The sequence below is a fragment of the Paraburkholderia lycopersici genome (assembly GCF_900096975.1).
Taxonomy (GTDB): domain Bacteria; phylum Pseudomonadota; class Gammaproteobacteria; order Burkholderiales; family Burkholderiaceae; genus Paraburkholderia; species Paraburkholderia lycopersici.
In genome coordinates this window covers 647,777-662,345 of the sequence record NZ_FMYQ01000001.1, presented here as the reverse complement: position 1 = coordinate 662,345, position 14,569 = coordinate 647,777, and the positions used below count along the sequence as shown (strand labels likewise).

The window sequence follows — 14,569 nt, the reverse complement described above, 5'->3', positions numbered from 1 at the left end:
TTCCATTCTTCGTCCGACACATCCGTCGGGTAGGGTTTGCGTTTTGCCATCCAGCCAGGATACCAGGTCTGGCCGGAAGTGCCTAACACGCTCTAGGGTTCAATGAATTGCGCATGCCATGCGCAATTCATTAGCAGTACGAGAAATTGTAAAAGAATTCATAAATCTGACGGAATTTGACATTTGTCCGATGGCAGCCCCGGTCTCGGCCGCTACACGTTCAGTGCAATTGGGTAGCGACGTCCGACCGGCCGTCATGGCCTTACGTCGTTGTGAAGAACTTGGAAAACGCCGTTGCATTACGCAGGGCTTCATCCAGCATCACGGGTAGAGACAATGAACAATCGTTGTTACCGGCTTGTCTTCAGCAAGCTTCGCGGCATGCTCATTGCGGTCGCAGAAACGGCAACCGGACACGGGAAAGCCAGTCAGGGAGAAACAGCGCCATCGCATGCGCCCCTGACCATCACGCTCTTCGCCTTGCGTCACGCGGCCTTTGCCGCGATTGCCCTCTTTGGACTTGCGCCGACATTTGCCGGTGCGCAGATCGTGCCTTCGGGAGCGCATGCGCCGAACGTCATCAGCACAGCGAACGGCTTGCCGCAGGTGAACATCACCAGGCCCTCTGGTGCTGGCGTGTCACTTAACACTTATTCGCAGTTCGACGTAGGTTCGAGAGGCACAATACTTAACAATTCGCCCGTTATCACGGGTACGCAGCTCGCCGGACAGATCAACGGCAATCCAAACTTCGGGCCGAACAACGCCGCAAAGATCATCGTCAACCAGGTCAACAGCAGCAACCCGTCGCAGTTGAGAGGTTACGTTGAAGTTGCCGGGCAAAAGGCGGATGTCGTCATCGCGAACCCCTCGGGCATCGTCGTGGACGGCGGCGGCTTCATCAACACGTCGCGCGGCATCCTCACGACCGGCAATCCGCTCATCGACGCGAGCGGCAATCTTACCGGCTTTAACGTCACGCAGGGGACCATCACGGTTCAGGGTGCGGGCTTTAACGCGTCGAACATTGACGAGGTAGACCTGATCTCGCGCGCCGTGCAGGCGAATGCGGCGATCTATGCCAACACGCTGAAAGTGGTCACCGGGCCGAACAACGTCGATTACGCGAGCCTGAATGCCACGCCCGTTGCTGGTACGGGCGCCGCGCCAGGCGTGTCCGTCGACGTGTCGCAGCTTGGCGGAATGTACGCCAATCGGATCGTTCTGGTTGGGACCGAAAACGGCGTGGGTGTGGCGAACGCCGGAACCATCGCCGCGCAGGCAGGCGACCTCACGCTCACGAGCGCAGGCCAGCTGGTGCAGTCCGGCACGATGGAGGCGAGCGGCAATATCGGCGTCAATGCAGCGGGCGGGGTCAACAATACGGGCACCATCTACGCGCAGCAGAACACCTCAATCGGAACGGCGGGTGCACTGACAAACAGCGGCACGCTGGCGGCCCAGCAGAACACGAGCATCAATGCGGGCAGCGTGGCGTCCACGGGTACGCTCGGCGCAGGCGTGAACGGCGATGGCACGGTCGGGAACAGCGGCGACCTGTCCGTATCGTCCTCGGGGCAGGTGAATGCAACTGGCCTTAACGTCGCGGGCGGCAATGCCTCGATAACGGGGAGCGCCGTCAATCTCGCGGGCAGCGAGACTGCCGCCACCGGGAACGTTGCGCTGACGGCGAACGCGGGCGACCTCAACCTCACAGGCGCAAGGACGAGCGCGGGTGGCGCGGTCAACGCGCAGGCTTCCGGCGCTATGGTCAACGATCATGCCACGCTGACTGCGGGCAGCAGCGCGACGTTCACCGCAGGCAGCATTTCGGACCAGGGCGGCTCGGTGTCGACGCAGGGGCCGCTGAACATGCAGGCCTCGGGAGCCATCGCGAACCAGGGCGGCAGCTTCATCTCGCAGGGCGCGATGAACGTGCGCGGTGGTGCCATCGCGAACAACAACGGGACGATGCAGAGCGCCGCGGCTCTGTCGATATCGGCTTCCTCGCTCGACAACACCGCAGGCCAGATTCTCTCTCTGAACGGCGACGGCCTGAATCTCGGCGTGACCGGCACGCTGCTCAACGGCCTGGGTGGCGCGATTGGCGGAAACGGCAACATCAATCTCAGTGCGAACACCTTCACGAACGCGGGCAAAACGACCGCGCTTTACAACGCCGTCCTGAGTGCGTGGAACCTGAACAATTCGGGGGCTGTGGCGGCTGGCGGTGCACTCGCGGCCACGGCAACGAACCTGCTGGCCAACAGCGGAAGCCTCTCGGCGGGTACGACCGCGACGTTGAACGCGCCGACCATCGACAACAGTTCGGGGACCACGCAGGCCGCCCAGGTGTCGCTCACCGCCACCAACCTCGTCAATCACGGCGGGACCGTCACGCAAACGGGCGCTGGTCCGATGAATGTGGCGGTATCGGGCACACTCGACAACTCGAACAACGGCACGATCCAGACCAACAGCACGAACCTGACGCTCGCACCCGCCACGCTGATCAACGACCACGGCAGGATCATCCACGCAGGCACGGGCACACTCACGCTGGATGCAGGCAACGGGACGGGCACAATCTCGGATGTTGGCGGGACAATCGAGAGCAATGGCAACATCGTAGCCGACGCGGGCGCATTCAATAACGCAGCCGGTCAGGTGATCGGCCAGACCAGCCTCACGGCAATGGTCGGCGGTGCGCTGAACAATACCGCTGGCAAGCTGCTGTCGAATGCGGACCTGAACGTTACCAGCGGCACGTTGACCAACGACAGTGGCCAGGTGGGCGCGGGCACTGCCGCGACGATCCAGACCGGCTCGATGACCAACAACGGCGGCCAGGTCGTTGCGCCGAACCTCGCGATCACCACCACCGGGACGCTCGATGACAGCGCCGGCACCATCGGGGCAAACCAGCTCGCGCTCGGTGCGACGGACTTGCTGAACCACGGCGGCACGATCCTGCAGTACGGATCGGGGCCGATGGTGTTCAACGTGAGCGGCACGTTCGACAATTCGGCAGGCGGCACGCTCGGGACCAACAGCCAGGACCTCGTGCTCGCCCCTGCCACCTTGATTAACGACAACGGTACCATCACGCACGCGGGAACCGGTACGTTGACGATCAAGCCCGGTAACGGCTCGGGTGCCTTGTCCAACGCGGGTGGGCGGATCATCACGGCGGGGCAGCTTGTCGCGACAGCGGGCGGGCTGAACAACGCAGGCGGCGTGCTGGCCGCGAAGGGGCGGATACAGGCGACCATTGCGGGTGCCGTGAACAACACGCAGGGGGCGATCCGTTCGCTTTCGTCGCTGTCGCTCACCAGCGGCAGCGCGCTGACCAACATGTACGGGCAGATCCAGTCGGGCACGGGGACTACGGGTGACGCCAGCACGCTCGCCGTGCAGGCCGCATCCATTGACGATACAAACGGCCTCATCGGCAACCTCGGCACCGGCGGCACAAGCGTCAATGGCGGCAGCCAGCTCCTCAACACCAACGGCGTCGTCACGGGCAACGGCGATGTCGCGGCTAATGCCTCGACAGTCTCCAACACGCAGGGTGGCCAGATCAGCGGCGCGAACGTCACGATCCAGTCCGACACGCTGGATAACACCGCTGGCAGGATCGGCACGTTCGCGGGTACGGGCTCGGGCGGCTCAACGGGCGACGTCGCTATCACGACGACCGGCGCTGTGACCAACACGAACGGCCAGATCGGCGCGACGCACGACCTCGCCGTGAATGCCGCGACGCTCACGGGCGGCGGCGCGTACAGCGCAGTGAACGACGTGACCGTGACCATCCAGGGCAGCTTCGCGCCCACCTCGTCCTTTGCGTTCAGCGCGGGTCACGATCTCACCTTCAACCTGCCCGGCACCTTCAGCAATGCGGCCACGCTGGTGGCGGCCGACAACCTGAACGTCAACGCGAACGACATCAATAACACCGGATCGATGATGGCAGGCGGCACGCTCGCCACGCACTCGGCCACCCTGGAGAACTCGGGCACCATTGTCGGCAGCAGCGTGTCGCTGAATGCCACCACGTCCATTTCGAATGTGGGCCCCTCGGCGCTCATCGGCGCGACGGGAAGCAACGGCACGCTCGAACTGCTCGCGCCCGATATCGAGAACCGCGACGACACCACGGCCACCGACACGCAGGCGACGACCGCGATCTACGGTCTGGGCAAGGTCGTTCTCGCCGGCGGCAAGGATGCCAGCGGCAATTACACGAACGCGAACCTGATCGACAACGTATCGGCGCTTGTCCAGTCCTCGGGCGACATGGGGCTGTACGCGAACCAGATCACGAACAAGCGCCGCGTGATGACGACCGACGGTGCCTACACCGAAGCGGTCGATCCGGCGCTGCTGGCCCAGCTTGGCATCAGCCTCTCGGGGTGTACGGCCGCGCACATGGCCGCATGCGGTCCTGGTAATCCGCAGGTCATGGGCATCCAGTTCGATCCGACTGCTTCCAACTACGATCCCGCCGTCATCGCCGCATTGCAGGCCGGGCCTGGCGGCATGCCGATCAATCCGCCGCACGGCGGGCAGTGGAACAGCACGTACCAGTACACGACGTATACCGGCGTGGCGCTCGGCAACCTTGTGACCGGAATCAGCCCGCAGGCGCAGATCATTGCGGGCGGGAACCTGAATGCCGCATCGGTCGGCACGTTCCAGAACTACTGGAGCGCGGTCGCGGCAGCGGGCAACATCGCCGCACCCGTCTCGCTTGACCAGAACAGCTGGCGCGGCCAGATGGCCCCTGGCGTGCAGGTCACGTACTCGGGCCAGTACCACTACGACAACTACGACAACTCCGAACACAACTGGCAGCTGCCGTTCGGCAATGCGACGTTCGTCACGTCCAATCCAGGCGGTTACCAGGTCGCGCCGGCTGACATCCACACCTACGCCCTGCCGAGCTACGAATCGAGCTTCGTGGCCGGCGGCACGCTCTCCGGTACGGGCGTGAGCATCAACAACACGGCGGGCAATGCGGGCATTCCATCGCTCGGCCTCGTGGCGGGACAGTCGGTGGCAGCCGTCAATGTTGGTGCCGTGAGCGGCAACGCGGGCGGCACTCACAGTGGTGCAACGTCCGTTCAGGGCGGCGGCGGCCTCATCAACCCGGTCATCGCGAAGGCCACGGCGCTGAACGTCCTGAACAACCTCACCATTCCACAGGGCGGCCTGTTCCACCGCGACACCGCGCCGAACGCGCCGTACCTGATCGAATCGAATCCGGCGTTCACGAGCCAGAAGTCGTTCATCTCCAGCGACTACTACCTGAACCAGATCGGCTACAACCCAGCGACAGTGGAAAAGCGCCTGGGTGACGGCATGTACGAGCAGCAGCTTGTGCAGAACCAGATTACATCGCTGACGGGCAAGGCCGTGCTCGGTCCCTACACCGACACGCAGTCGATGTACGAAGCCATGATGGCGTCGGGCGCAACGCTCGCGAAGCAGCTCGACCTGCCGCTGGGCATGAGCCTGTCGGCGGCCCAGGTCGCGGCGCTGACGACGAACGTCGTCATCATGCAGACGGAAGTCGTGGACGGCCAGTCGGTGCTGGTGCCGGTGGTCTACCTCGCCCAGACCAGCCAGCAGGACATGAACGGGCCGCTGATCGCGGCAACCGACATCGACCTGAGGAACGCGCAGGTCTTCACGAACAGCGGCACGGTGCAGGCCAGCAACACGCTCCACGTGGACGGCGAGTCCATCGACAACGCGTTTGGTGCACTGAAGAGCGGCGGCCTGATGTCGCTGACGACGACGGGCGATGTCAATTTCACCTCGGCGACGGTGAACGCTGGAAGCCTGGCACTCAACGCGGGCGGCAACCTGCTGCTGAATACGGCGGTGAATACCGTCAACCAGGTGAGCGCCACGGGCGCGACGCGCACCACCACCACGCTCGGCCCCATCGCGAACCTGAACGTGAAGGGCGACGCCGCCATCGTCACAGGCGGCAACGTCGAGCAGAACGCGGGCAACCTCAATGTTGGCGGCAACCTCGGCATGGCCGTAGGCGGCAACTACGACATTGGCTCGGTGCAGACGGGCGAACACAAGGTCGTGCACGGCGCGAACGGTGTGTCCGAAACGAACGTTAATAGTGCGACCGGCAGTGCCGTGAAGGTGGGCGGCGTGTCGGAAATCGGTGTTGGCGGCAACCTCACCGCAACCGGCGCAAACATCAACCTGGGCGGTGGCGGCGTCGTTGCGGCGAAGGGCGACGTGACGCTGCAGGCGGCGAAGGCAACCTCGACCGTTGACGGCAACAGTGCAACCAGCGACCACAACGGCAACTACTCGGATTCGATGCACACGTCCGAGGATACGCTGACGGCGACGACGCTTAACGCCGGTAATTCGCTCACCGTGGCGTCAGGCAACAACCTCAACATCATCGGCAGCACGGTCAGCCTCGACAAGGGCACCGCGACGCTCGCGGCAGCGGGCAACGTGAACATCGGCGCGGCCACGCAAACGCAGGTCGGTGATACGGCGGCGACGGGCACCCACCACAACGTCGTGAGCAGCAAGGCGGTCGAGAGTTCGCGCGAGACAACCACCACCCTTTCACAGGGCAGCACGATCTCGGCGGACGGCGTCGCGATCTCCAGCGGCAAGGACATCAATGTCGCAGGCAGCACGATTGTCGGTACGAACGACGTTTCCCTGAGCGCCGCGCATGACGTGAACATCACCACGACGCAGAACACCATGCAGTCGTCAGGCAGCTATCAGGAGCAGCATTCGGGCCTCGGCACGAGCGGCCTGACCGTGACGGTCGGCAGCAACAAGCTCGCGACGACCGACCAGGAGTCGAGCGTTACGAACAACGCGAGCACGGTCGGTTCGATCAACGGCGACCTGTCGGTTCAGGCGGGCAATACCCTGCATGTCACGGGCAGCGATCTCGTCGCGGGCCAGAATGTGACGGGTACGGCTGCCAACGTGATTATCGATGCGGCTACAGATACCTCCCACCAGGCGCAGACGCAGAAAACCAGTAGCAGTGGCGTAACGATTGGCCTCGCGGGCAGCGTGGGCGATGCGATCAACAACGCCTATTCCGAATCGCAGGGCGTGAATCACTCATCCGGCGGCGGTAATGACCGCGCGGCGGCCCTGCACGGCATTGCGGCGGCAGGCGATGCGTATGTGGTGGGCAGCGCGGTGAAGTCCGCCGTCGCGGGAGGCAAGCCCGACATCGGTATCAAGGTGAGTATAGGTTCGAGCAAGAGCCAGAGCCAGTCGTCGGAGGATCAGGCGACGCAGCGCGGTTCGAGCGTGCAGGCGGGTGGTACTGCGGCTTTCGTCGCGACCGGCAACGGCATCCCGGGAAGCGGCAATGTGACCATCGCCGGTTCGAACGTGAGCGCGAACGATGTCGTCCTTGCGGCAAAGAATCAGGTGAGCGTGGTCAACACCACGAACACGGATTCGACCCGCTCCTCTAACAGTTCCAGCAGCGCAAGCGTTGGCGTGCAATACACGCTGGGCGGCGGCTTTGGCGTCTCGGCGGCGATGTCGAACGCGCATGGCGACGCAAATAGCGACGCGTCGATCCAGAACGCCTCGCACGTGACGGGCGCGAACAGCGTCACCATCGTGTCGGGTGGCGATGCGAATATCACCGGCTCGCAGATCGCGGGCAAGCAGGTGACGGCTGACGTTGGCGGGAACCTGAACATTGCAAGTGTGCAGGACGTGACGAACAGTGCGGCGCACCAGAGCAGCGCGGGCGGCGGATTTACGATCAGCCAGGGCGGCGGCAGCGCGAGCTTCAGCGCGCAGAACGGCCACGCCGATGGCAACTATGCGGGCGTCAACGAGCAGGCGGGAATCAGCGCGGGCGATGGTGGCTTTAACATCAACGTCAAGGGCAACACGGGCCTGACCGGTGCGGTGATATCGAGCACGGCGGACGCGTCGAAGAACAGCCTTACGACTGGCACGCTCACCTACAGTGACATCCAGAACCACTCGCACTACGATGCCAACAGCAACGGTATCAGCGCGGGTGTGGGCTACGGAGGCAGCACCGGCAAGGCGGTTGGCCCTGGTTCGGTGAGCAATTCGGGCGGTGTGTCGCCGATGATCTCGCAGAATGAGAGCGGCGACCAGAGCGCGACCACGCGCAGCGCGGTGAGCGCGGGCACGATCACCATCACGAACCCGACCGCACAGACGCAGGACGTGGCGGGGCTCTCCCGCGACACCACGAACACGAACGGCACGGTATCGAAGACGCCTGACGTGAACAATATCCTGAACCAGCAGGCCGATACGATGCAAGCCGCACAGGCGGCAGGCCAGGCGGTGTCACAGGGCATTGGCGCGTATGCGGACAACAAGCGCGATGAAGCGGCTGCTGCTGGCGACAAGGCCACTGCTGCTGCATGGGATGAGGGTGGCGACGATCGCGCGCTGTTGCACATGGCAGGTGGCGCACTGATTGGTGGCCTGGGTGGCGGGAGTGCCTTCACGGCGCTGGGCGGTGCCGCAGGCGCGGGCCTCGCTTCCGAACTGGCCCACGACCTGGCCGGTGTTTCGAATGGAGTAGCGTCAGCCACGGGTTCGCAGTTGATCGGCAACCTTGCGGCGAACGTAGCGGCAGGTGTCGGCGGTGCGCTGGTGGGCGGAACAGCGGGTGCCGCGATGGGTTCGAACGTGCACCTGTACAACCAGTCGGTTGACGATGAACGTCAGCTGACGGGGGATAGCGGCAACAGTTCGCCTTCGACGCTGGACCGGGTTCTGGCAGGTATCCGCAACGGGCTGTCTGCGATAACGTTTGGTGAGGGCGGGCCGCCAGTCGCGCCAGGCATGGCGATGGCAGGTTCTGTTGCGGGACAGGCGACAACTGCTGCGCTGGGTAGCGCGGGGTATGGGGCCGGGAATACAACCCTTGCCACAAATGGTGATAGCGGCGATACACCAGCAATTGACGCTGGTAAGCAGGGTAAGCATCAGCCAGATCACAATAACTTTATTCCTGGCCGAAGCGAGTTGACATACCCAGACCCTCAGAAACTTGTGGACGACTATGCCGGAAGTGGGCAGCCCGCGAATAATGTCGCACCTGGCCAACCTGGTTATCGTGAGCGTGTGAACTTCGGAACAGTCATCGGGAACTACGTTGATCCGGTCACGGGCGAGAGTACGCCAACAACGAACGGTATCATTCACTACAGTAAGGACGGAGTTCACATCGTCCCCGGGAGGCCCTAATGGATAAAGAGTTTCGAATTCGCCTGTTGCTAGCTTTGCAGGCCTCCCTTCTGGGATACGTCAGTGCAAATATCCGCGCTGTGAGTTGTGGAGTCGCCGGAGAAAATATAACGGTGCAGGTGGTGTTTGACGGACCGATCGCTGAGGAGGATAAGGCGGCGATGGAAGAAGTGGGATCTGAGCTGGCGTCGCACTTTGCGCGTGAATTAGTCGAAATGCAATGTATTCGGACCGACGTACCGCAGCCACTTCGCAATAGCACGTTAGAACTGCTTGTTTACCAGAGAAGGGAATGAATTGGGGTATGGGGCGGGGAATACCACCCTTTCAAAAGGTTCGGATAACGGCACTCCGAGCCCTGCGCTATCAGATGACCCCTACAATCCGTCAAACGTGGACGCGCGCGTGAATCCGGAGTATCAAACGAATCCGGCACACGATACGAGTAGCCACTGTACAACCCTAAAAAGACACCCGAGCCGGCGGATGCTCAAACTGCATACGAGAATGGCGCGGTACCTGGTGGTATGGGAACTTGGTATGCCAAAGGCGACACCGGTTACTATCAATACTTCTCGGACAACGCGGGAACGGTCCATTTCAGCGGCACAATCCCGGCCTCGAAGGTTCCTGCGAGTGCTTTGAAGATTCTGGGGAAATGAGAATGCTGCACGGCGATAAATCAAGGTTTGCAATTGAGTTTGAATTGAACGAACAACCAGGCGGAAGTTGGATGTTCGGCAGGTTCTGCTATTGGATCGGTGGCGAGCAAGTTGGGGACTTTGACGAAGGAACCTCCTTGCGTGATGTCCTGTTTTCTATGCAGTACATCATTGCGGACGCAGGGAAGCGCACAGCGCCGTCTCTGGCACTCTGCGACAAAAAAGTAATTTTTCGCGTTATTCAGGACTCTTTGAATGAAAGTGGCGACGATATAACAAGATTGATTCCAGACGAACTTATGCCAGCGTGCTTTGACGTGTGCCCGCACGTAGACATCTTCAATGCTTGGCATATCTACTTGGTGGGTGGATACGCAAGACCTTTCGAAAGTTGTGTATTCGGCAGACGGCGGAAACAACGTAGAGACGGTCGAGTTAGCGCGGGGGGAATTTGACACGATCGCATCCACTGCCTATAGAGAACTGGATATCCTGCTAGACACTTACCAGTGACCAACTGGGAGCGCCGGGGTATGTGCCGGACAATGCGACGTTGAATAGTGGTGGTGACGGTTCAGCGGGTGGCAAGTCGCGAAACAAGCCTCCCGCTCCGTTGCCGGAGGTAGATAGTTTGCCGCATACATAGAGCGACCTGGCCCAGACGGACAGTACACCACATATAACGGTGATGGGACGTCGCTGCAATATCGCGGTTCTGGACAGGATCATGGCGGAATTCCCCGGCCCAACGTCAAAGAAACCAGCATCAACGTAGCACCAGACGGTACTGCGTTCGTGGGGAAGGGCGTAGTTCGACCAGCGACACCGGCTGAAATCCCGACGGGTAAATGAGATGACTATCGAACACTGGAAGTACGACGATTTCGTCAAGGCAAACAACGGGCGGTTCTCCGCTCTGGATTTCATACATGCTGTTACGGCAAAGGTAGCTTTGCCATCAGATTTTGCTCTCTGCATGGCGCGTTTGTTTGCTCCAAAGATGACTCTGTTCGACAACGTAATCGTAGTCGCTGATTGGTTTGATGAAGCGAGATACGAAGAGTACCGGCGAAGCGGGATGAAACCTGAACAGGCGCAAGCATGGGTAAATATGGTTGAACTGACCGATATTTTTCAAGGAATTTCATCTGGTCAGGCCCAGCAGCTTGCCGTAGTCATCACGGGATTGTGGGACGAAATAATCAGCCACAATTTTCCGAATACCGCGACCAGAGCGAGTGTCATTTTCGAGGAAGACACAGATGAAGTGTTTGTCACCATTGGACGGTTTTCCGAGGCATAGTCAGGCAACAAGGAATAAGGTTCGGGAGATATGATGCGGGCGGCGATGTGCCGCTCCACATTTGCAATCAATAAGTAGTCCAGAAAATTACAGGGTATGATTTCTCCGCACTCCTATCACAACTAACATGAAATTTCGAAGAAGGCTGGCGGCGTTGCCGCTCACAGCCCTGGTTACACTTGCGTCCAACGCGCAGACCACACCTGCCGACACCGCCGCCGCTGCACGTGCGAACGCCGAACAGCAACAGCAGGTCCAGCAGCAGCGCGACGCGCAGCAGCGTGCGGCGACCGTCGCCGCGCCAGTCGTTCGTTCGGCAGCGCCAGCAGCGGGCGAATGGCCCGCGCTGCCCGTCGAGACGCCGTGCTTTCGCATCGACTCGTTCACGGTGGAGGTGCCCGACACGCTTCCTGAGGTGAGCCGCGTGAAAGGCGCGTCGGCCCTTCCCATGGACCGGTTCGCCTTCCTGCATGACTGGCTGCGGCATTACGAGGGGCAATGCGTCGGCAAGCAGGGCCTCGACATTCTCACGAAGGGGCTGCAAGGCGTCATCCTGAGCCGTGGGTATATCACCACGCGCGTACTCGTGCCGACGCAGGACCTGTCAAAGGGGACGTTGAAGCTCACGCTCGTGCCTGGTGTCATCCGTCATCTGAAGTTCGCCGATGCGAATACGCGCGGCACGCTGAAAAGCGCGTTTCCCGCGCGCGATGGCGACGTGCTGCAGTTGCGTGACCTCGAGCAGGGACTGGAGCAGATGAAACGCGTCAGCAGCCAGGACGCCACCATGCAGATCGTTCCCGGCGACGTGCCCGGCGAAAGCGATGTCGTTGTGACCGTCAAGCGCTCGAAGCCCTGGACCTTCGCCGCCTCGGTCGATAACTCGGGCCAACGCGCGACAGGCAAGCTGCAGGGTAACGTCAGCCTCGGGATCGACAACCCGTTCGGGCTGAACGACATCTTCACGGTCGGTGCGAATCAGGACCTCGAATTCGGCGATCACAGCCTGGGCTCGCACGGCTTCAACGGCTCGTATTCCGTGCCCTGGGGCTACTGGACCGCGACGCTTTACGGAAACACGAACACCTACTACCAGCAGATCGCGGGCGTGAACCAGACGTTCGTTTCGAGCGGCAACGCGCAGACGGCCGGTGTAAAGATCCAGCGCGTGATCCGCCGCAGCCAGGACGATATCCTGGGCCTCGAATTCCAGCTTATCAAGCGCTGGGGTGCGAGCTTCATCGCGGACACGACGATTCCGCTGCAGGGCCGCAACAACACGTTCATCGAAGGTGGGCTAACCGACCGGCATTATTTCGGCGCTGCGCAGTTCGACGGCACGCTCGCCTACCGCCAGGGCGTCGGTGGACTGGGCGCGACCGCCGATCCCACTGCCGATGACGGCACGCCGCTGGCGGCCACGTACCGCTTCCACATGGCGACGCTCGACGTGAACCTGTCGGTGCCGTTTGCGATTGGCAAGCAGGCCCTGCGCTACGTGACGACGCTGCACGGCCAGTACACGGGCGACACGCTGTTCTATATCGACGACCTGACGATCGGCAGCCGCTACACCGTGCGCGGCTTCGACGGCGAAAAGATGCTCGCCGCAGAGCGCGGCTTCTACTGGCGCAACGAATTGCAGTTGCCGCTCGGGCGGACGGGGCAGACCCTCTACGCGGGCATCGACTACGGCCATGTGTTCGGCCCAGGAACGGCAGTGCTCGCCGGCACGCAGCTGGCCGGTGCCGTCATCGGTATTCGAGGCGGTATTCCTGTGAAGTCTGCAGGCCTCTCGTATGACCTCTTCGCAGGCACGCCGATCTACAAGCCTGCCGGATTTGATACCGCACGCGTCACTCTGGGCTTTCAGATAACGGGGCAGTTCTGAGGAAAACCGGTGACGAGCACGAAGACGCCAGAGCAGATGAAAGAGGAAAGAATCCGGCAACTGCTTGAGGGCACCGTGCCCGGCGAGCGATACCGCGCGGCGGAATTGCAGCAGCGCACAGGCTGGTCATTCGCAACGACGCGCGTCGTGATCGGCTACGCGATGGATCGGGGGCTGCTGCGCAGCGAGGGGCCGAAAGGCAAGCGGTGTTTCCTGCGCACGATACCGGAGGAAACCAATGCGGGTAACGGCGCAGAGCGTGCCTCGCTTGAGCACTATGATAATGCCTGGCGCACGTTTCAGTCGCTGTGCATGGCGACACGCCGCTGATGAGAAAGCCTCGCAATATACTTTCGCGCGAACAGTTGCTGCAGTTGGCCGCATCGGACGTGATCGGCTATGCGAAGTTCGTCAAAGGCGATGCCGACTCAGGGCACAGAAGGTTGCGTATCATCGAACAGCATGCGCATTATGGCGGCATCGAAGGGATCTATGGCAAGCGCGTTCTTCAAAAGGGCGCCCGTAAACGCGCCCGGCGCAGGGATGCCCCGGGCTGGCGAACGACGGATGCAGGACAATGGCTAACGCAGATCGTCATCCATCGCTCGAAAAGCTCAAACGGCACGTCGAGACATTCGGCTGGAGATGCCTGTCCGACATTTGGGCTGGGTATCACTCTCGATACGCTTTCGAGTGTGGATGCGGACACCGGTTTGAGCGACATGCGACGTCCCTCCTGTATCGAACCAGCAAGCCCCCGGTATGTGCCGAATGTGAAGACGAAGCCATTCGGGAACGCTGGTTGGCGAGAGTCGGCGGGCAGGGCGGTGAACTCGTCAAAGGGGAGTTTACAGGACTGCTCGAATTCTATTGGTTGCGCTGTGCTGAGGGCCACGAATGGGAAGTCCAAGGTCGAAAAATCAGCGAGGGGAGCTGGTGTCCTTCATGCGCTCACGAGGCGTCCGCCAGACGCAATCTACTGGCGGACGGTTTGAAACGCCTGCGTGCGGCAGCCCGCGCCCATGGAGGTCGATGCCTGGCGACGGCATACACTGGCGCCCGTAGCTACTATCCGGTCCAGTGTACGAAAGGACACCGGTGGGAGGCGGAGGGGGCCGAGATTTTGCGCGGCACCTGGTGCCTGCGGTGCGCGCGGTCTGCGTCACAAATCGACGCGAACGGGCTGGCACGGCTTTAGGCGGCCGCGCAATCGCATGGCGGAGTGTGCCTGTCGCCAGAGTACGTCGGCCAAGCCGGAAAGTACCAGTTCCGTTGCCGGGAGGGGCATGAATGGACGGTGGCTGGCCAGTTGGTATTGCAGGGACGCTGGTGCCGGCGCTGCGCCGCCGATCGTCGACGGTTGAGCATTGAGCAGATGCGGGAGACGGCGGCTGAGCGCGGCGGGGCATGCCTGTCTGACACGTACATCGACAAGGAGCACAA

Annotated in this window: 6 protein-coding genes; all 6 read left to right on the top strand. The window is 61.8% G+C overall.

Translation table 11 applies throughout. From position 1 onward, the window contains the following. Positions 1 to 336: 336 nt before the first annotated feature. Positions 337 to 9,270, top strand: a complete 8,934-nt coding sequence (locus BLU17_RS02910; RefSeq protein ID WP_091994117.1) for a two-partner secretion domain-containing protein — start codon at positions 337 to 339, stop codon at positions 9,268 to 9,270. Beyond that, positions 9,270 to 9,566 (top strand): MafI2 family immunity protein, encoded by a 297-nt coding sequence (locus tag BLU17_RS02905; protein WP_091994115.1) that lies wholly within the window; start codon positions 9,270 to 9,272, stop codon positions 9,564 to 9,566. Before BLU17_RS02910 ends, BLU17_RS02905 begins: the two co-directional genes overlap by 1 nt. A gap of 368 nt (positions 9,567 to 9,934) precedes the next feature. After that, complete coding sequence (locus BLU17_RS02900; protein WP_176928893.1) at positions 9,935 to 10,387, top strand: Imm42 family immunity protein; 453 nt, start codon at positions 9,935 to 9,937, stop codon at positions 10,385 to 10,387. Between the two features lie 398 nt (positions 10,388 to 10,785). Continuing rightward, entirely contained in the window at positions 10,786 to 11,235 is a 450-nt protein-coding gene (locus BLU17_RS02890) for a hypothetical protein (RefSeq protein WP_091994112.1), read from the top strand. Positions 11,236 to 11,362: 127 nt separating this feature from the next. After that, a complete protein-coding gene (locus BLU17_RS02885; protein ID WP_091994110.1) occupies positions 11,363 to 13,126 on the top strand; it encodes a ShlB/FhaC/HecB family hemolysin secretion/activation protein in 1,764 nt (587 codons plus the stop codon). A 9-nt stretch (positions 13,127 to 13,135) separates the two neighbouring features. Next, on the top strand, positions 13,136 to 13,456 hold the full coding sequence (locus tag BLU17_RS02880; RefSeq protein WP_143189161.1) for a hypothetical protein: 321 nt from the start codon (positions 13,136 to 13,138) through the stop codon (positions 13,454 to 13,456). Positions 13,457 to 14,569: the final 1,113 nt, after the last annotated feature.

What these genes read in the sequence shown, in the direction of transcription:
- BLU17_RS02900 (WP_176928893.1), top strand. Translation starts at nt 9,935, where the DNA reads ATGCTGCACGGCGATAAATCAAGGTTTGCAATTGAGTTTGAATTGAAC.
- BLU17_RS02885 (WP_091994110.1), top strand. Translation starts at nt 11,363, where the DNA reads ATGAAATTTCGAAGAAGGCTGGCGGCGTTGCCGCTCACAGCCCTGGTT.
- BLU17_RS02905 (WP_091994115.1), top strand. Translation starts at nt 9,270, where the DNA reads ATGGATAAAGAGTTTCGAATTCGCCTGTTGCTAGCTTTGCAGGCCTCC.
- BLU17_RS02890 (WP_091994112.1), top strand. Translation starts at nt 10,786, where the DNA reads ATGACTATCGAACACTGGAAGTACGACGATTTCGTCAAGGCAAACAAC.
- BLU17_RS02910 (WP_091994117.1), top strand. Translation starts at nt 337, where the DNA reads ATGAACAATCGTTGTTACCGGCTTGTCTTCAGCAAGCTTCGCGGCATG.